The following is an 18,827-nucleotide window of genomic DNA, read 5'->3' as shown; positions in this document are numbered from 1 at the left end:
ATTGCGCAAACCCCGGCTAAAATCTCCATCACGGTCAAACGCCTAAGAAAATATACCGCAGCACCACCAACACGGCGAGAATCCACATCAGCCAGTGGATCGGCTCTTTCTCCTTCGTGAACAGATTTCGCAGGGCCGCGAGCAGGACGTAAAACACGATGCCCGCGGAGATACCGTTGGCGATGCTGTAGGTGAAAGGCATCAGAGCGATGGTGAGAAAGGCCGGGATGCCCTTGACGGGGTCGACAAAATCAATATTCCGCACCGCCTGGATCATCAGCACCCCGACGATGATCAGCGCCGGCGCCGTGGCCGAGTCGGGAATCACGGCTGCAATTGGCGCCAGCAAGAATGTGGCGAGCAAAAAGAGCACCCCGGTGGTGATGGCCGTGAGCCCCGTACGCCCGCCCTCGGCCACCCCCGAGGCGCTCTCGACGAAGGCCGTGATGGTGCTCGTCCCCAGCAGCGCCCCCAGGCTCACCCCGGTGGCATCCACGAGCATGGCCCGGCCCAGGGTCTTCTCCCCTTCCGGCCCTTTCAACAGCCCGGCCTTGTTGGTCGTCCCGATGAGGGTCCCAAAGGTGTCGAAAAGCTCCACGAAGGTGAACACCGCCACCACTTCAATCAAGCCCATGTGGATCGCGCCCATGATATCCAGCTGACCCACGGCCAGATGTTCAGCACTGGGGAGCATCGGGGTCTGGGTCAGTTTGGAGAGGTCCGTTTGTCCCATCGGAATTCCGATCACCGTGGTGAGCAGGATCCCGATCAGCAGCGCCCCCCGCACCCGCAGGGCCATGAGCACCGCGATGATGATCAGGCCGATAATCGTCAACAAAGCCCCGCGGTTCTGGATGAAGTTCGTCAGGAGGATATTCCACTCAAAAAACTGTAACACCGGGGTGCCCCCGCCGGCGATGGCATTTTGCGACGGGCCCCCCACGTACTGCACACCGGTGATCTGCCCGGTTTTTAACCCGATGAGTGTGATGAATAAACCAATGCCCACGGTGATGGCCATTTTCAGCGCATCGGGAACCGCCACCACCAAAAGCTGCCGGATTTTCGTCACCGTCAGGATGATAAAAATGATACCGGATATAAAAACCGCCCCAAGGGCGACTTGCCAAGACATCATGCCTCCCTTGGAGGCGGCGATCACGGCAAAATACGCGTTGAGCCCCATCCCGGGCGCCAGGGCCACCGGGATGTTGGCCACCAGCCCCATGAGGATGGTGACGAGTCCGGCCCCGACGGCGGTGGCGAAAAAAACGGCACTTTTGTCCATCCCTGTCACCGAGAGGATATTCGGATTGAGGAAAAGAATGTAGGCCATGGTCATGAAGGTGGTGAGCCCGGCCAAAATCTCCGTCCCGACGCTTGTCCCCCGTTCCCGGAGGTGGAAAAACTTGTCCATCGTGAATCTCCCCTTTCTATTCCCATTCGATGGTGGCGGGCGGCTTGGAGGTGATGTCGTAAACCACGCGATTGACCTGGGGCACTTCGGCGACGATGCGGCCGGAGAGCCTCTCCAGGACCTCATAGGGAATCCGGGCAAAATCAGCCGTCATCCCGTCCCGGGAGGTCACCGCCCGGATGGCGATGGTGTAGGCGTATGTCCGCTCGTCTCCCATAACCCCGACACTGCGCACGTCGGGAAGGACGGCAAAATATTGCCAGATCTCGCGATGGAGGCCGGCTTTGCGGATCTCCTCCCGGACCACGGCGTCCGCCTCCCGGAGGATGGACAGCCGCTCCTGCGTCACCTCGCCCAAGATCCGGACGGCCAAACCCGGGCCGGGAAAGGGCTGGCGCCAAACGATGTCCTCGGGGATTCCGAGCTCTGTGCCCAATGCCCGCACCTCATCCTTGAACAAGGTGTTGAGGGGCTCGATCAACCGGAAAGACATCCTCTCCGGCAGGCCGCCGACGTTGTGGTGTGATTTAATTGTCGCCGCCGTTTTGGTGCCGCTTTCGATAATATCTGTGTACAGCGTTCCCTGAGCCAGGAAGTCAAATTTCCCGAGCCGGTCCGCCTCTTCCTCGAATACCCGGATAAACTCTTCCCCGATGATTTTGCGCTTTTGCTCCGGATCCCGAACGCCCCCCAGCCGGGCGAGAAACCGCCGTCCCGCGTCCACCCGGACAATTTTCATACCGAATCCACGGGCGAAGGCTTCCATCACGCGATCCGCTTCACCTTTGCGCAGAAGGCCGTGATCCACAAAGACGCAGGTCAGTCGATCCCCCACCGCCCGGTGGACGAGAACGGCGGCCACGGCGCTGTCCACCCCGCCTGACAGGGCGCACAACACTTGGCCGTCCCCAACCTGCCGCCGGATCTCCTCCACCGCCTCCCGGGCGTAGGAGGACATGGTCCAACCGCCGGTGCAGCCGCAGATGTCGTAGACAAAGCGCCTCAGTATGTCCTGGCCGAACTCGGTGTGCTGGACCTCGGGGTGAAATTGCACGGCGTAAAGGGATTTTTCCTGGTGGTGCATGGCCGCCACCGGACACCGGTCCGTCCGCCCTTCCACCACAAATCCCTCGGGCGGAGCGGTGACGACATCGCCATGGCTCATCCAAACGGTCTGCCGATCGGGAAGCCCGTCCAGCAAGTCCGGCTGAGAGCCCGGGGTATTCGCCGCATGACCCGAAACGCCGGCGGAGACGGACGCTGGGTTCGGCACCCGCTCGAGGAGGGCTTTTCCGTACTCCCCGGCCGCCGCCCGGTCCACCGGGGCGGAAAAATGCGCCGCCATGAGCTGCATGCCGTAACAAATCCCCAACACCGGGATGCCCCACTCGTAGATCTGCGGATCCACCGCGGGTGCCCCCGGGGCGTACACGCTGTTTGGGCCGCCGGAAAAGATGATGCCCCGGGGACCACGCCGACGCAATTCGTCGAGGTTCACGTCCGGGGGCAACAGTTCGGAGTATACCTGCAACTCACGAATCCGACGGGCGATGAGCTGATTGTACTGGCCGCCGAAGTCCAGCACGGCGATCCATTCGTGCGGTTCCATGATCTCCCTCCCAACAACAAAACCATCCGCCACCTCAGTCCCAAGCAACGGTATCATAACCGTCCTTTCCCATGGGTATACGAGGCAGACGGATGGTTTTTCCAATCCGCACTCCCCCGTAGTCGGGCGATTTCCGGTCGCCCGGTAGAGACTGCCGGGCCTATTCCCGGCATTATACGGGTCGGTGGCTGCACGCAGCGGCCACAGGGATATTCTCTTACCGATCATGCCCTTGAAGGCCAGTCATGTCCCCACATCATGGTACAGGACCGCCACCATTCCGTCAATTGGAGGAAGACCGGTTACATCGGTGGGCTCGGGGTGCGCCGGAACCTGCGCCACCGCCCGCGGAGTTGGGATCCCCTACAACCCTGGCGATTTCCCGCCAAGCCAAGCTGACGGCCCCGAGACGTTGCCCGTCGGGCGCGCCTCCGTCGGGCCCGGGCTGCACAGCCCCCGGAGCCCTGTTGGGAACCACCCTCTCCGTCACGGGTTTCGTCCTGCCCTTCGACTCCTTCGCCGGTCCTTCCGGACCCTGTCCGTACAGCGCCGACTCCAGGGCAACCAACAGCCGCCCGACGGAACCTGCCGCCTGCGGCACTTCCCAAGCCAACGTCTGCACAATATCCCTCACCGTCGTATCCCGGGTGAGGGGGTACCCCCGCCGGACGTACCAATCCTGCAGCCGCTCCACCGCATCCCCGGCATCCTGCGGTGGGGGTGTGGCAAACAGCTGCCGAGTCTCCGGAGGCACTCGCCGGAAAGTCCAACCCCGCCGCCTCAGAACGAAAATGACTGCGGCGCCGGCAGCCAAGATCACCAACACCCCGACTCCCGTCCCCAAAAGGATCCGGCCCGGCGCCCCGCCGAGACCGACGTGGTGAAGCAGTCCGCTGTCCGTTCCCGCTCCGCTGGGGTTGCCGGAGCCGGGCCCATTGACACTCCCGGAGACGGAAGGCGGCGCTGGCGTCCCCCGAGAGGGATTTTGGGGTGAGGCACTGCCCCCCGTCGCTCCTGATCCTTGCACCGAGTCCTGACCATTGGAGCCCCCTGGCTCCAGCGCCCCGGAATTCCCTGGCGCCCCTGATACGACTGAAGGTGTCGGGTCAAAAGGCATCCACCCATATCCGGGAATCCACACCTCGACCCAGGAGTGGGCATCCGCATTGCGAACCGCGTACAGTTTGTTTCCGGAATCCAGGGTCTGGACCGGACGTCCCGGGGCGAATCCCTTGACCCAGCGAGTGGGGAGCCCGACGCTCCGGGCCATGACCGCCATGGCCGTCGAAAAATGGTCGCAATAGCCAATTTTGGACTCGAATAGAAACTGGTCCACAAAATCCTGCCCGGGTCGGGGCACGGGAATCTGCTGCGTTTCATACTGATAATGGCTTTTCAGGTACTGGATGAGGGCCTGGGCTTTCCCGTAAACGCTGGGCTGGCCGGCGGTGATTCTCCTGGCCAGATCCACCACCCGGGCGGGGACGTCAGGAGGAAGTTGCAAATCCGCGCGAACGGTTGGCGGCAGGCCGGCGGGATCGGCGGGCAAGGCTTGTTTCGCTCCCTCCGGCACACTGACGGGAACTGATGATTCCACCGTATACCGGTCTCCGGGCACCAAATTCCCAAAAGACATCCAGGCACCGGCGGGATCCGTTCGAAACGCCCCCTCGTGGTTCAAGGCCACAGACACCACCCGGGTGAGCGGATAGGCCGCCACCACCACCGGAAGGGGGCCATTTTGCACCGTGATCGACTGGCGAATGGTACGGGTGGATACCCCGTGCAAGGTTCCATCCGCCGGCCAAGGGAGCCGTCCCCCTTGCAATAAAGCCTGAAAAACCCGGTTGTCCGCCGACGAAGGGGACGCGGCCCAGCCATGTCCAGTGTACACGTCCCGGGTTTCCCCGCGATAATACGTCGCCTCGGGCGCAACAACGGTGAAGGCCACGGTGGAATCCTGGACAAAGGAGCCGCCCAGTTCAAGGTCGTTCTCGCCGTACCCGATCTTTTTCAAAGGAGCGGATGATCGGCCAGTTAGCAACAGCAGGGGATCCGGCCATGCCGGGGGCTCTTTGGGGACCAAAAGCCCGACTCCCCCCGCCGTGACGGAAAGAGCTAACCCAGCAGCCAGAGCCCGTTTCGGGCAGGACTTCCCTTGTCCCCACCAGAGTCCCCGGGCAGTGGCCGCCAGGAGGATGCCGAGAATCACGGTGCCGACCAGGGGCACCGCCTGGCTGACAAAAAACGAGTCGGTCAGTGCCAGCACCATCTCCCCGGCCAAAAGCCAGGTCCATATCAGGCCTCTCTCCACCGAGCGGGCGAAAACCCATGTAGTCAATCCGCATAACAGGACGGCCGCCCCTCTTCCCAGGGGCCCCTGAGCATTTACCATGAGGTCAGTCCATCGGCCGTCCAGCGCCGCCCCCACCACCCGGACCAGTTGATCTACGGCGGTGCCCCACCAGGAAACCGGCTGCTTCAATCCGGACCCCGACGCGGGGGCACCGGCTGCCACAGTCGAGGCCTGCCCCCCATCCCCAGGGGCCCCAACGCTCCCGGCCACCGGCCATCCCGTCCGGCCCACCGCGGCTCCATCCAGTGCCATCCCCGGGGCACCGACTCCTCCTGACAGCACCCCGGGGCCAGGCGCTCCCCACGATCCGGCCCACCACAAAAATCCGGCTAAAAGAACCAGCAGGGGAAGGCGCCACCTGAGCCTGACCGTCACGACCAAGATGTAGACTCCCACCACGTAAAAGCCCCAAAGCCAAGGCCAGGGGTCACCCCCCGCCTTGGCGACAGCGGCCGCCACCCAAGCCATCCATAAAAAAGCGAGAATGTGAACCGCCCACGGTCTGCGCGCCCCTCCCTTCGGGAGGCGGGCCGCCGTCCCCTCCCTGCGCATCGTTCCGGCCTCCCTGCACACAGTTCCCGCCTGGCCGTCTCCCATCGCACCCTTTCCGATCATCCAGGTGCCCCTTTCCTCTCACCCCGAAAACCGGCAGGACGGTCTGATATCGGTTCCCGCCCTTCGGTTCCCCGGGCCACATAAAGCACGGCTTCTCCGCCCCGGCCGCGCCAGCGCCGGATCACCTCTTCCCACTCTTCGGCGCCCGCCTTTCCCGTGATGACAATCGCTTCTTCCCCGACGCGCAACCCCACTTCCCGGATGACCCGGTCGACAAGCGCCCCGCCCTTTTCCCCGGCGGGCTCACCCCACCGGGCTGCAGCCAAAGCCCGGCGAACGGCCGGCCACAGCGGGCCCTTCCCCCGGGGTCCCCGAACCCACCAACCGTCAGTGGTCCAAAATCCCCCTTCTCCTGACCTGTCCCGTTCCAGCACCACCGCCGTCGCCGCCCGCACCGCCTGTTCGAAGGCTTCGGGATCCCCCGCGTACGCCTGCCGTCGCAGGTCGAGGCACACCACCCACCGCCCGGGATCTCCCGCTTCCGCCTCCCGGGACTGGAGCAGGCCCCGGGCCGCCGTGGCCCGCCAGTGAATCCAGTTCAGTCGATCCCCGGGGCGGTAGGGTCTTGCCGTCATCCCCGGCCGTTCCTCCCGAAACCCTTTGTGAGCCGGGGCCCTGAGAATTTGCAGCCCGGATCGCTCCTCCAGGGGCTGGGGATAGACAACCACCGTCGGTCCGTTGCCTACCTTCATCCGCACATGGTACAAGCCAAAAAAATCACTGATTTCTACTTCCGCCGGGGCGAGGCGGTACTCACCCCTCGCCAGGGGACCCATGGGCGCTTGGCGTCTCCCCGCCCAATCGCCGGGTGGAAGAACGGTGGCCCATTCTGCCGCCCCCACCTTGACCCGGGCCCAGGTCAGCCAAGAGGCCCACCGCCATCGGCGCCAGCGGAGTTCCACCACGAGTTCTTCCCCGGCCCATAGGGATTCTTTGTCCGCAGCCACCGCCACTTCCCATCCCCGGGTACTCGTCCACACCGCCATCCACTCATAGACAAACAAAACGGCCACCACGGCAAATAAATACCAGCCGGAAAACCCTCCCTGGATCTTTGCGAAGGCATACCCCATGGCAAGAACGACCATGGTCCAACCGACGACCCGGAGGTAGGCCAAAGCCGCCCTCAAAGCCGTCCAACCCTTCCCCGGCCCCGGGGGACCTCTACCTGACCCAAAACCTCCGCGACCACTCCGTCCGACTCTTTGTCCTGATACCTGGCTTCGGGACGCAAAGCGATCCGGTGAGCCAGCACCGCCTTCGCCACCGCCTGAACGTCATCGGGAACCACGTAGTCCCGGCCCTCCGTCACCGCGTGAGCCTGGGCCGCCCGCATGAGCCCCAGACTCGCCCGGGGGCTCGCCCCGAGCTCGACATCGGGGTGACGTCGAGTGGCCCGCACCACATCGACGATATACCCCTCCATGATATCATCCACGTAAACCCGGGACGCGGTCACCTGCCACTGGCGCAGTTCATCGACACTGAGCACGGCCGACAGTTGGCGTTCCGACTCTTGCCGGCGGAACTGGGCCAGGATGTTCATCTCCTGGCTGCGTTCGGGATACCCGAGGTGTAGCCGCATCAGAAACCGGTCCAACTGAGCTTCCGGCAGCGGATACGTCCCCTCGTACTCGATGGGATTCTGGGTCGCCATCACGAGGAACGGCTTAGGAAGGGCATAGGTGACTCCGTCCACCGTAACCGACTGCTCTTCCATGGCCTCCAAAAGGGCCGATTGCGTCCGGGGAGAAGCCCGGTTGATCTCGTCCGCCAGTACGATTTCGGAAAAAATCGGCCCGGGGTGAAATTCGAACTCCCGGGTTTTCTGATTAAAAATGGCGGCCCCGGTCACGTCCGCCGGCAAAAGATCCGGGGTAAACTGAATTCGGCGAAATCCGCAGCCAATGGTTCTGGCCAATGCCCGGGCTAGAAGTGTCTTCCCTACCCCGGGGACATCCTCCAACAAGATGTGACCCTCTGCCAATAGGGCGACCAGCGCCAAGCGCACCACCGATTCCTTGCCGAGGATCACTTCCCCGACCTGTCGGAGAACCCGGGCCAACGGCTCCGGTGTCCCCCCGCCCTCCACCGGCGGCACCGGCCGCTCCTGGATCATGAAAATCCCCCCAGTATAAAACAAGCCGGGGTATCCCCGGCCCGGGCGCCACCCGGTCGCTTCCCGAGTATTCCCTTCTTTAAATATACCCGTGCGGGTTCACCGTGACCATCCGTCCGCCGCTAAACCCGGTAATAACACTGAAGTGCAGGTGGGGCCCCGTGGACTCTCCATCCGATCCCACCAGTCCAATGACCTGGCCGCGCTTGACCTGCTGGCCCGGCGCCACCAACACGCCGCTTGCATACATGTGCCCGTAAACGCTCATGAGCCCGTTGGCGTGGCGAATCACAATCCAATGCCCGAATCCGCTGGCCGGCCCGGCGTATACCACCACGCCGTCGTCCACGGCGACAATGGGCGAACCCAGCGGCGCCCCGATATCCACCCCATTATGGGGGACACTCCGCCCTCCGGTATCCCCGTAATCCGACGTGATCGTGTGAGAACTGGGCACCGGCCACAACCACGGGTGGTTCGTCCCCTCCACCACCACATTGTTCTGTTGCATCGCCGCCAACTGGGCCTGGATCGCCGCACTCAAGGAATCCATCGCCGCCTGTTCCTGGGCGTACTGCTGCTCCTGCTGTTGTTTCGCCTGTTGGACCTGACTCAACTGCTCCTGTTGCATCTGCTTTTGAGCTTCCAATTGGCGTTTTGTGTCGGACATCCGGGCCAAAGCAGCTTGTTGCTGCTGGCGCTCGGCTTCCAACTGAGCTTTGAGGGCTTGGACCTGATCCCGCTTCTTCTTCGTATCCTCAAGAAGCTTCTTATCCTGCTCGGCAATCGTCTTCAGTGCGTACAATCGATCTACAAAATCGCTGAAGCTCGTCGACGAGAGGAGCACCTCCAGATAGCTGACGGTGCCATCTTCATACATGGCCCGAAGCCGTTGGTTGAGCAAATCCTGCCGGATCTGGAGTTGTTCCTCCGCGGCGGTGAGCTTCTGCTCGGTATCCGCAATCTGTGCGTTCAAGCTTTGCAGCTGTCCTTGGAGATCGGAAATCTGCTGCTGGGTCTGTTGGACCTGATTCTGCAATTGCTGGATCTGCTCCTCGATGGTGACCGCCCGGCTCCGCAATTGCTGAATCTGGGCAGCGGTGTTCTTGTGCTTGGCCTGAATCTCCTGCAACTGGCGTTGGGAATCGGCCACATTCGCCTGAGCCACAGGCAAAGCCATTCCTGTCAACAGGACCCCGGCCAAGACCGCCGAGACTCCTCGTCGCTGCACGCTTCTCCCTCCCCTCGTACATAAGACCGCCTCTTTTAATTCGACATCGTCCGGCAAAATCCCTGCCGCCCCCGTCGAATTTCGGCGAACGAAAGAGAGGGCAAAAAATGGCACAAAAAAGGGAGCGCCGCTCGATAGCGACCCTCCCCGTATCTGCCGTCTCATCCAGACGCCAACCCTTAACCAGCCGTCCGCAAAAACGTTAGTTTCCCATCCTCACTGATTTCGTACACTTTAATCTGATCGCCCTGCTTCTGGATGACGTGGCAACATTCGCGACAATAGTAGTGGTGCCCGCCGATCTTGCCGACGGTGCGCTTTCCACAGACGGGGCATACCATGTGGGACCCCACCATCCTTTTCAAGTTGACACCATGTCTCCGGAACAGAGATAACGACGACTCGGCTCTACGGAAGCCTCTCATTCCGAGTAGCCTCCCTTAGAGCCATCTGACACGTCCCCGGTGTACCACCGGCGGCAGTTTCACCATGCGGAAACCTAAATTATAACATAACAGACGCTCCGCGGCACCAAACCGACCATCGCGATCGGCACGGTGCAGACCGTCCTTACAATAATTCTAACCAAATTTCCAGTTTCCGCAATCCATATTTTCACACGTCCCTGGGGCCCCCATACGTTGACGACCGATCATGTGAAATTATCGCCGTATTGCTCCCTTATGCAAGCCCAGAGAACAACATACGGCCCAACACTTCTATCCTAATCAAGCCGATAACTCGCGAAAGGCTCGCTTCTCCGGAACGGTTCACTGATCCGATCCAGCTCGGCAGCCAAATCCTCATCCAAATTGACATCCGCCGCCCGCAGATTCTCTTCGACCTGTTCGACCCGGGTGGCGCCGACGATCACCGTCGATACAGCGGGCCGGCTCAACAACCAAGCCAGAGACAGAGCTCCGGGAACCAGACCCCGCTCCTCGGCCAACCGGGAAACCTGGCGACCCAATTCGAGCCGGGCCGGATCAAGGCGTTTGGCAAAATTCGGATCTTTATCCGCCCGGGACCCTTTGGGGGCATCGTCCTTGGAGGTGTATTTCCCCGTCAGAATGCCACCCGCTAGGGGAAAGTACGGAATGATGCCAATCCCCTGGTCCAGACACAGCGGAACCAATTCGATCTCCACCGTTCGATCCGCCAGGGAGTAACACGGCTGTATGGAGATATACCGGGTGAAGCCCAGCCGGTCGCTCACCCCCAGGGCTTTCATCAATTCCCAAGCCGTATAGTTCGAAGCACCGATATAGCGAATCTTACCCGCCCGTACGAGATCATCAAGGGTGCGAAGGGTTTCCTCCAGAGGGGTATAGGGATCAAAGGTGTGAATCTGATAGAGGTCGACATAATCCGTTTTCAACCGCCGCAAGCTGCGCTCCAGTTCCCTCTGGATATGATAACGAGAAGCTCCTCGGTCGTTGGGTCCGCTGCCGCAGGGGAGCCCCGCCTTCGTTGCGAGAATGACCTGGTCCCTGCGCCCCTGGAGAGCTTCGCCGATGATCTCCTCGGAACGAGACCCGCTGTAGATATTGGCCGTATCAATAAAATTGACTCCTCGATCCAGGGCCGCGTGGATAACCCGGATCGACGTCTCCCGGTCCGCCCGGGAACCAAAGGCATTGGTTCCCAGGCCCACCGCAGAAACTTCCAGGCCGCTGGCGCCAAGCCGCCGATACTCCATTCCTTGACCTCCCCGATCCGCCAGAATAATCAGCCCCCGGAGGTGATCCGACCTTCATCCCTCCGGCCAAGAAACCGCGCCTTCAACGATAATCCCGTCAGAACCCGTCCAGGTTTCCAAGCTGCCTTGCGGCGCTTGGATGACGATCATATACAAATCTTCATTCGAGTTGTTCCGCCATGCTCGCGTTCCGCCCGGAGCCACGCGCACCACGGTGCCCTCCCGCAGGTCGATGACATCCCCGTCCACCTGAAATTGGCCAGATCCTTTGATGCATATGTAGAGCTCTTCATTGTTTTTATGTTGGTGGGCAAACGGAGCAGACTGACCGGGACCGATCTTGTTTAAAGAGACTTCCATCCCCGTGAGGCCGAGGGCCCTCTTCAAAAATACCTTGCCCGGGCTTTTCGTTTTGACCTGATCCAACGCACTGAACTCACCCGCATGGACGACGGAATAGTTTTTCCCTTCCGCCGCAACACCCAACACCTCGCCCACGTTCATCCCTCCTCGCCATGATTCAACCGGCGCCCAGGACGCTCCTGGGCCGGTCGGTCACTACACCCATCGCCATTATATTCTATCCTCGGAAAATATACTAGCCCCGCGAACGTGTCCCACCTCACTTGGCCCAATAACCCCGCTCCGGTAGCAGCCCGTATTCCCTGAGCACCTTCCCCGTCTCCTCCAGGGCCAAAGTGGGAATCTGCTGACCGCCGCGCACCCGGGGCCCGGAAATCTTTACCGCGCCCGAACCATGGGCGTAAAAGTGGTCGATCAGTTTGTTCGCCGCCGCAAACGCATTGCTCACGCCCAGTGTTTGCGCGAGGCCAAAAGCCTTCTCCATCACCGCCGTCAGGCGCCGGGACAGGTCCTGGGCCGCCTCCTTGTCGCCCTTGCGCCAGGCGTCAAACATCCGGGTGTACGCCTCGCCGAAGGCATTGGCGGTGCTGAGCAAAAACCCATCATAGATGCCGCCGGCCTCAGCCCACCACTGTAGATAATCCCCTTCGGCCCCCCTCATCAACCGAATGTGCCCCCGTACCTCAGCGGACGCCGCACACCGGTCTTCTCCACTGGAGTCTTTCAGGGCGAGAACATTGCCGAACTCTTCGATCAAGCGGCCGAGGGTCTCGGGCTCCACCCGACTTTGGGTCACTTGGGGGATTTGATAAAAACAAAGCGGCGCTCCGGTTTCTGCCACCTGCCGGAGGTCGTCATAAACCCGATCCTGGGTGACACCCGGACCTCTTGGGGGACAAACGGCAAATCCGGCGATCCGGTGCTTCACCAGGTCCTCGGCACCCCCCGGAGCCAAGCGGTCCATCCATTGCCGGATCCGCGCCGCCGCTTCGTCCCCCCTCCCCCGCAGGACGCCGATCCAGAGAAACAGACCTTTTTCTTCGGCAACCCGCAGAGCCAAGTCAACCCACTGGTCTTCTTCGTCTTCTGACATTTCCCAACCATCACTCGTGGACCCGGGTACCAAAAATCCGGAGACCCACCCGGACATCCACGCGAGATGCCCTTCGATCCGCTCCACATCCAGGGACCCGTCCTCCCGATAATGGGTGATGGGCGGGCACCACAACGCGGGGAATCCACCGGGGAAAATGTGATTCATCCACCGCTCCCGCTCACGATCCGCTTGCACCGCTTTGGCCATCCCCTTTCATACGCGATTACGCAATGGCATTTCCGCGGAGAATTCACCACCGCCACCACTTGCCGCCCAACGATGTCCGACGGATCATATCGCCTTGTGATCTGGGCACTGGATCGTATTTTAGCATATTTAAGGCCGCCGGTTCTCTTTACGATTTTGTTAGCTGTTCTTAGGAATAAGATGACAAAATGACCTCTCTTTTTAAGTTACGGCCTTTTATCATAGATACGGAAAACGAAATAGTTCAAGGGAGGTCATGGGAATGCCCAAGCGCAGGATGGCCGCCATGTTGGCCACCGGAGCGGCGGCGATGTTAGCCGTGACGCCGATGGCCGTCGGCGCAGCCCCGGACTGGATGGACAGTTTTTCGAACACCACCACCCCCATCAAGCACGTCGTCGTCATTTTCCAGGAAAATGTCTCGTTTGATCATTATTTTGGCACCTATCCCAATGCCGCGAACCCGCCGGGTGAACCGGCCTTTACTCCGAAACCCGGCACGCCGAAGGTTAACGGCCTCACGCCGTATCTACTCAACCACAACCCGAACGCTGCCAACCCCAAGCGCCTCGACCGGTCCCAGGCCGTGACGGCAGATATGGACCACGGATACACGGCGGAACAGGCGGCCGCTGACGGCGGGGCCATGGACAAGTTCGTGGAATCTACCGGCGCCGGCGCGGATAAATCGATCGTCATGGATTACTACGACGGCAACACCGTCACGGCCCTCTGGAACTACGCCCAGAACTACGCCATGAGCGACAACTCTTTCGGGACGGTTTACGGACCTTCTACCCCCGGCGCCCTGAACCTTATCGCCGGACAAACCCACGGGGCCATCGGGTATGTGGACGGCAAGCGGGTCGGAGACATTCCGGGAAAAATCGCCCACGGCACGCTGTTCAGCGATATCGATCCGTACTATGACAAGGCGTCCAGCCCGAAAGCCCGGATGGAGATGGTGGGCAAGAATGTCGGTGATCTGCTGAACGCCAAAGGTATTACCTGGGGATGGTTCCAAGGCGGATTTCGGGACACTCAAGCCCAGCATGCCAACATCGCCGGGAACAAAGTCACCGACTATAATCCCCATCACGAGCCGTTCCAATATTACCGGTCCACCGCGAACCCCGACCACCTGCCGCCGACCTCGGTACAGATGATCGGCCACACCGACCGGGCCAATCACCAGTACGATCTGACAGATTTCTGGGCAGCCGCCGAGGCCGGCAATCTTCCGGCGGTCAGCTTCTTGAAGGCGGCGAATTACCAGGACGGCCACGCCGGCTACTCCGATCCTTTGGATGAACAGCATTTTATCGTCAACACCATCAATCGGCTGCAGCAACTGCCGGAATGGAACAGTACTGCGGTCATCATTTCCTATGACGACTCGGACGGCTGGTATGACCATGTGATGGGCCCCTTGGTCAACGGATCGACCGATCCTACGTACGATGTCCTCTTCGGGAAAGGGGATGCGGGTACGCCGAAGCTGGCGCCGTACCTGGATCGGGCCGGTTATGGCCCCCGGTTGCCCCTCTTGGTGATCTCGCCCTATGCGAAGCAGAATTATGTCGACCATACCTTGACGGACCAATCCTCGATCCTGCGGTTTATCGAAGATAACTGGAAATTGGGGCGGATCGGAGACGGCTCCTTCGATGCGGTGGCCGGATCGTTGAACGGAATGTTCGACTTCAGCCACGGACCCCGAGCGGACAAGCTGTTCCTCGATCCGGAGACCGGGGAACCGGTGCAGCCCCCCGTCCAGCACGCGCAACAGCAAGGGGGACCCTCGGGCGTAGCCCAGGGTGCAGCCGGTGAATCGGCCGGCCAGAACTCTGGCAAGGCCGCCTCGGCCTCAGCCCTCACAGTTCCGACCCTCTCCGGCAGGTAACGGAGTCGGAGTCCCCCACAGACATCGCTCTAAGCCATCTCCGGCTCACCACAGCGATGCCCCTCTCTGGTACGGGCGCAAATCTGTCGCCCGTGCCCGGATGAGGGGCATCACCAATCTGGTCGCTTCACTCTCCGGCATATCCCGGAACAATGCACCTTCGCCGTCTCTCGCGCACGGCCCCATCCGGTCCCCGCTTGTGGCCAAAGGCCGCGGCCCCGTCAGCCGTAAACCGGCGTCAGCCAATCCCGATACGCCTCTTCGTACCCCCGCACAGCTCGAAAATAGACTTCCTGCAACCGCCGGGTTATGGGGCCAACCCCGCCGTCGCCCACTGGCCGCCGGTCCACCGACGTGATGGCCGCGATCTGGGCCCCGGTTCCAGCCAGGAACATCTCGTCCGCGACGTAAAGTTCTGTGCGATCAATATTGCGAATCTCATAGGGGATACCGAGATCCTGGGCCAGAGTGATGACCGCCCGCCGGGTGACCCCTTCGAGAATATCGGCGGTGACCGGAGTCGTCACCAGAGTCCCGCCCCGAACCACAAACAGGTTGGCCGAACTCGCTTCGGACACCTGACCATCGGCGGAGAGCATAATCGCTTCATCATACCCGTCTGCCGTGGCGGCATCACTGGCCAAGGCCGGGTTGATATAGGCCCCGGTAACCTTGGCCCGGGAAGGAATGATGTTATCCGCCACCCGGAGCCAGTTGGAGACGACCACTGATAACCCTTCGGTTTTGACGTAATCCCCCATCGGGACCGTGAAGATGGCGATCTCGTCCCGGAGACCGGATAACGTCACTTTGATGACCTGAGAAGCCTTAAATGCCAGCGGACGGATATACACATCCTCGCGGTAACCGTTCTTCTGCAAAACGCGCACCGTGATATCCACCAGTTCCTCGGCGCTGTACGGGCACTCGATCTTGAGAATCCGGCAGGAACGATGCAGTCGCTGGAAGTGCTCCAGACCTTTCAGCATGTAAAGCTGTCCTTGGTCAGGATTCCAATAGGCCCGGATCCCCTCGAAACAGCCGGTGCCGTAATTGAGTGCATGGGTGGTGATGTTGACATTCGCATCAGCTAAAGGAACAATCTCACCTTTAAAGAAACAATATCCTCCGCTGATCTCCTGTTTCGGCGACGGACCTTGGGCCGAAGACTGGGACATACCATCGTCTCCTTTCGCGGGTCAGAACAATTCCGCGTATTCCTGGACCTCCCAGTCCGTCACGTGGTCGTTGAACCGCTGGATCTCGTTGCTCTTGACCGCAACATACGATCGGCAAGACTCGCCGGCAGGGGCCCGCCCCCATCGATCGCACGGGCGTCTTCGTTCACCACCGGATCCGGAAGGGGGTTCGGTTTCGAATCCCGTCCAAGCCCGCCGCGCACATGGCCGCGATCATGAGGTATGGGTTGTGATCCGCCCCCGGGAGGCGATTCTCGAGGTGCGTCCCTTGCCCCCGGGTGTGCGGCGCCCGGATCAAGCACATGCGGTTCTCAAACCCCCACGTGATGTTACTGGGAGCAAACGTATAAGGGCGCAACCGACGGTACGAGTTGATGGAGGGGTTGGCCAAGGCACACAGGGCACGGGCGTGGGTGAGCTGTCCAAAATGCTTGAACACATCGCTCATGCCATGGGGGCCCGGGGATCGTAAAAAGCATTCTCCCCCGACGCGCTCCAGTACAGAGAATGGTGACAATGCGCCCACTGCCGCTGTGACCGCTCCAGAGCAAACAGCACGTCGTCCACTTCCGCCTGCTTCACCTCGGAATAGCACTGCAACCCCGTCCAGGTGGGTTCATACCCGCTTTTATCATACCTGTGGAAGACGTAGAATTCCATCTCCACCGCCCCGAGGGCCGACAGTCCCTCTTTTTCTAGTTCAGACCATTTAATCTGAATAGATCGATCGGACTCCAAGAAAGGAATTGATATTCTTATGAGGCGATCGCCTTTCCAGCGCCAATAGATTATCATTGGACTCAGAGAGCTTTTGTCACCAACGGTGCCGTTCGAATCCGCATCAAAGCTGATAAAGGGAGAGAAGAAAGCAATGCCATTTGAAGGGAAAGTCGCGATCGTTACCGGCGCCGGGCGGGGCATCGGCCGCGCCGTTGCCCGGGCTTACGCCAATGCCGGAGCCCGGGTGGTCTTAGCCGATCTCGATCCCGCGGGATGCGAGGAGACCGCTCAAGGCTGGCCCGCCGGCGCATTTTACATTCAGATCTGCGACGTGCGCCGGCCCGAGGACACGGTGGCCTTGGCCGAGGCGGCCCATCAGCGGTTCGGGAGGATCGACTTTTTGGTGAACAACGCCGGTATCGGCATTTGGAAGTCACCTTTCGATCTGTCTGTGGAAGAGTGGGAAGACGTGCTGGCCACAAACCTGCGGGGCGCCTTTCTCTGCAGCCGGGAGGCGGCGCGGGTTATGCGGGAAACAGGAGGCGGGGCCATCGTCAACATCGCCTCGACCCGGGCGCTCATGTCCGAGCCGGGCAGCGAGGCTTATGCGGCATCCAAAGGCGGCATCGTCGCCCTCACCCACGCCTTGGCGATCTCTTTGGGCCCGGACCGGATCCGGGTCAACTGTATCAGTCCCGGATGGATCGAGACGGGAGATTACAATGCCCTTCGCCCCGTGGATCACCAGCAGCATCCCTGCGGCAGGGTCGGCCGCCCTGAAGACATCGCCCGGGCTTGTCTTTATTTGACCGACCCGGACAACGATTTTGTCACCGGGGTGAACCTGGTGATCGACGGCGGCATGACCCGGAAGATGATTTATGTGGACTAAACACCCCCTGTGCGGGATATCCAACGGTGCACGGCCTCATGAGACTTCATTCGGTCGACCGCCCCGATGGGCCTCGCGACCTGCCCTTCGGCTCCAATCTTTATTTGCAGAACCTATTTTTTATTCAGGATGGCTATCGTGCACCGTGACACACAGATCAACTTGCCATCTTCGTCGGTAATCTTGATATCCCAGACCATGGTCGATCGGCCGCGGTGCAGCGGGACACCTGTGGCCGTCACCACGCCGTTCGATTTGCTGCGTATGTGATTGGCGTTGATCTCCAGGCCTACCGGCTGCTGACTTTCCTTGTCGATCAGGTTCCATGTCCCGACAGTCGCCACGGTCTCCGCCAGCACCACTGAGGCACCCCCGTGCAAAATGCCGGCGGGCTGCTTAGTGGCCCCCGTGACGGGCATCGTGGCAATCACCCGTTCCTCGCCCACCTCCACAATTTCAATCCCCAGGACTTCCAAGATCGTATTTCGTGTGTCCAATCCCAAGTTCACCTGGTTCAACCTCCCCGGTAGCCGTGAATCCTCTGGCTCGCTTTTCCACGATGATGGGAGCGGTGCGAGGTGCCGCCAAGACACCGGCCGCCGCCAGAAGCCCAGTCACCGACCAAGTAGCCTGTCGCAACAAGCCGCCATCCCATGACCTGATGACTGCTTCCACCGGCACATCCCCCGGGACTTACTCCCTGGCGGGCGCCGCCAAGACAAATGTATTTCCGTCTGGATCCTTGAAGATAGCTTCGACACCGCCCCACTCCGCACGGCGGGCGGGTTGGACAAACTCAACACCTCTGCTCGCCAGATCCCGGTACGTCCCTTCCACGTCGTCACACGTGAATGCCACGTTCTGGAACTTACCGATGAGATGTTCATGACCGGGCGGCGTGAACAGCACCACAAGCGTGTCTGCCCCTGGCGGCTGCAGTTCAATCCACCGTTGTCCGTTGCCGAAGGGCTGATCCGTAACAACCTGGAACCCCAATTTCTCCGTGTAGAACTTCAGCGCCCGGTCTTGATCCGACACTGGGATGGAAACGAAGCGGACGCGAATCATGATACCCCTCCTTTGAAGATTCCAATGGACGTGGATGTGTACATTTTAACCTTATTTCATGACTCCGGCAAAATGACGACGGCAGCCAGGGAGTTACATCCCCAGGCTGCGTTGGAGCGGATGAGCATGGCCCAAAACCGGCCAAATTCTTTTATTGCATTACTGTTGGTGCAGTCCGCGACGTTGTCGCCACCACTGCACCACGACCGCCAGGAGAGGAATGACCATTGCGGTAAACGTAAAGTATCCCCACGCCGTGTACAGGATAAAATTCATTAAGCTAACACTGTTATGAATCAAAAAAAGGCTTCCCGTCCATACGACTGCTGCCCC

General features: G+C 60.8%; 18 protein-coding genes, 1 pseudogene and 1 riboswitch. Of the genes and pseudogenes, 2 read left to right on the top strand and 17 right to left on the bottom strand.

What is annotated here, in order from left to right; all coding sequences use genetic code 11:
* Nucleotides 1-34 precede the first annotated feature (34 nt).
* From K6T64_RS05850 to K6T64_RS05800, 11 genes and pseudogenes are all read right to left on the bottom strand, one after another.
* Nucleotides 35-1,417 carry an NCS2 family permease gene (locus K6T64_RS05850; protein ID WP_170084728.1) on the bottom strand — a complete coding sequence of 461 codons (1,383 nt, stop codon included), beginning with the start codon at nt 1,415-1,417 and terminating at the stop codon, nt 35-37.
* Nucleotides 1,418-1,433: 16 nt separating this feature from the next.
* On the bottom strand, nt 1,434-3,026 hold the full coding sequence (guaA, locus tag K6T64_RS05845) for a glutamine-hydrolyzing GMP synthase (RefSeq protein ID WP_288008989.1): 1,593 nt from the start codon (nt 3,024-3,026) through the stop codon (nt 1,434-1,436).
* Between the two features lie 99 nt (nt 3,027-3,125).
* Nucleotides 3,126-3,226: riboswitch (purine riboswitch) on the bottom strand.
* An 83-nt stretch (nt 3,227-3,309) separates the two neighbouring features.
* A complete protein-coding gene (locus K6T64_RS05840) occupies nt 3,310-5,997 on the bottom strand; it encodes a transglutaminase domain-containing protein (protein WP_288008987.1) in 2,688 nt (895 codons plus the stop codon).
* Entirely contained in the window at nt 5,994-7,127 is a 1,134-nt protein-coding gene (locus K6T64_RS05835; RefSeq protein ID WP_288008986.1) for a DUF58 domain-containing protein, read from the bottom strand. Before K6T64_RS05835 ends, K6T64_RS05840 begins: the two co-directional genes overlap by 4 nt.
* Nucleotides 7,124-8,116: an AAA family ATPase gene (locus tag K6T64_RS05830; RefSeq protein ID WP_198592078.1), complete on the bottom strand. Its 993-nt coding sequence runs from the start codon at nt 8,114-8,116 to the stop codon at nt 7,124-7,126. The genes K6T64_RS05835 and K6T64_RS05830 overlap by 4 nt, the downstream gene beginning before the upstream one ends.
* A gap of 79 nt (nt 8,117-8,195) precedes the next feature.
* Nucleotides 8,196-9,347, bottom strand: a complete 1,152-nt coding sequence (locus K6T64_RS05825; RefSeq protein ID WP_288008984.1) for a murein hydrolase activator EnvC family protein — start codon at nt 9,345-9,347, stop codon at nt 8,196-8,198.
* Between the two features lie 179 nt (nt 9,348-9,526).
* Nucleotides 9,527-9,772: a TFIIB-type zinc finger domain-containing protein gene (locus K6T64_RS05820; RefSeq protein WP_100666616.1), complete on the bottom strand. Its 246-nt coding sequence runs from the start codon at nt 9,770-9,772 to the stop codon at nt 9,527-9,529.
* A gap of 299 nt (nt 9,773-10,071) precedes the next feature.
* Nucleotides 10,072-11,046 (bottom strand): aldo/keto reductase, encoded by a 975-nt coding sequence (locus tag K6T64_RS05815; protein WP_288008982.1) that lies wholly within the window; start codon nt 11,044-11,046, stop codon nt 10,072-10,074.
* 54 nt (nt 11,047-11,100) lie between these two features.
* Nucleotides 11,101-11,544, bottom strand: a complete 444-nt coding sequence (locus tag K6T64_RS05810; RefSeq protein WP_232070015.1) for a cupin domain-containing protein — start codon at nt 11,542-11,544, stop codon at nt 11,101-11,103.
* 124 nt (nt 11,545-11,668) lie between these two features.
* Nucleotides 11,669-12,700 (bottom strand): dihydrodipicolinate synthase family protein, encoded by a 1,032-nt coding sequence (locus tag K6T64_RS05805; RefSeq protein WP_288008980.1) that lies wholly within the window; start codon nt 12,698-12,700, stop codon nt 11,669-11,671.
* Between the two features lie 41 nt (nt 12,701-12,741).
* Nucleotides 12,742-12,828: pseudogene (locus tag K6T64_RS05800) on the bottom strand (tRNA-binding protein); the annotation flags it as partial.
* A gap of 146 nt (nt 12,829-12,974) precedes the next feature.
* Here K6T64_RS05800 and K6T64_RS05795 point away from each other — a divergent pair.
* Nucleotides 12,975-14,615, top strand: coding sequence for an alkaline phosphatase family protein (locus K6T64_RS05795; protein ID WP_288008978.1), 1,641 nt, complete (start codon nt 12,975-12,977; stop codon nt 14,613-14,615).
* A gap of 221 nt (nt 14,616-14,836) precedes the next feature.
* Here K6T64_RS05795 and K6T64_RS05790 read toward each other — a convergent pair whose 3' ends face one another.
* The 3 genes from K6T64_RS05790 to K6T64_RS05780 all read right to left on the bottom strand — a co-directional run bounded on the left by K6T64_RS05790 (nt 14,837) and on the right by K6T64_RS05780 (nt 16,474).
* Nucleotides 14,837-15,793 carry a branched-chain amino acid transaminase gene (locus K6T64_RS05790; RefSeq protein WP_170099000.1) on the bottom strand — a complete coding sequence of 319 codons (957 nt, stop codon included), beginning with the start codon at nt 15,791-15,793 and terminating at the stop codon, nt 14,837-14,839.
* Nucleotides 15,794-15,959: 166 nt separating this feature from the next.
* Nucleotides 15,960-16,262, bottom strand: a complete 303-nt coding sequence (locus K6T64_RS05785; RefSeq protein WP_288008976.1) for a type I glutamate--ammonia ligase — start codon at nt 16,260-16,262, stop codon at nt 15,960-15,962.
* A complete protein-coding gene (locus tag K6T64_RS05780) occupies nt 16,259-16,474 on the bottom strand; it encodes a hypothetical protein (RefSeq protein ID WP_288008975.1) in 216 nt (71 codons plus the stop codon). Before K6T64_RS05780 ends, K6T64_RS05785 begins: the two co-directional genes overlap by 4 nt.
* A 211-nt stretch (nt 16,475-16,685) precedes the next feature.
* Between K6T64_RS05780 and K6T64_RS05775 the strand changes: the two genes are divergently transcribed.
* Nucleotides 16,686-17,426 (top strand): SDR family NAD(P)-dependent oxidoreductase, encoded by a 741-nt coding sequence (locus K6T64_RS05775; protein WP_288008973.1) that lies wholly within the window; start codon nt 16,686-16,688, stop codon nt 17,424-17,426.
* Between the two features lie 113 nt (nt 17,427-17,539).
* On the opposite strand, the gene K6T64_RS05770 is transcribed toward K6T64_RS05775, so the two are convergent.
* The 3 genes from K6T64_RS05770 to K6T64_RS05760 are packed head-to-tail and all read right to left on the bottom strand — an operon-like array spanning nt 17,540 to nt 18,494.
* Nucleotides 17,540-17,935 (bottom strand): PaaI family thioesterase, encoded by a 396-nt coding sequence (locus tag K6T64_RS05770; RefSeq protein WP_100666606.1) that lies wholly within the window; start codon nt 17,933-17,935, stop codon nt 17,540-17,542.
* Nucleotides 17,883-18,101: a hypothetical protein gene (locus K6T64_RS05765; protein ID WP_288008970.1), complete on the bottom strand. Its 219-nt coding sequence runs from the start codon at nt 18,099-18,101 to the stop codon at nt 17,883-17,885. The genes K6T64_RS05770 and K6T64_RS05765 overlap by 53 nt, the downstream gene beginning before the upstream one ends.
* Before the next feature lie 18 nt (nt 18,102-18,119).
* Nucleotides 18,120-18,494, bottom strand: coding sequence for a VOC family protein (locus K6T64_RS05760; protein ID WP_100666605.1), 375 nt, complete (start codon nt 18,492-18,494; stop codon nt 18,120-18,122).
* Between the last annotated feature and the right edge of the window lie 333 nt (nt 18,495-18,827).

It is taken from the genome of Kyrpidia sp. (genome assembly GCF_023512215.1).
GTDB lineage: Bacteria > Bacillota > Bacilli > Kyrpidiales > Kyrpidiaceae > Kyrpidia > Kyrpidia spormannii.
Note: the sequence above shows the minus strand (reverse complement) of the source record. Positions and strands in the feature narration are given on the sequence as shown.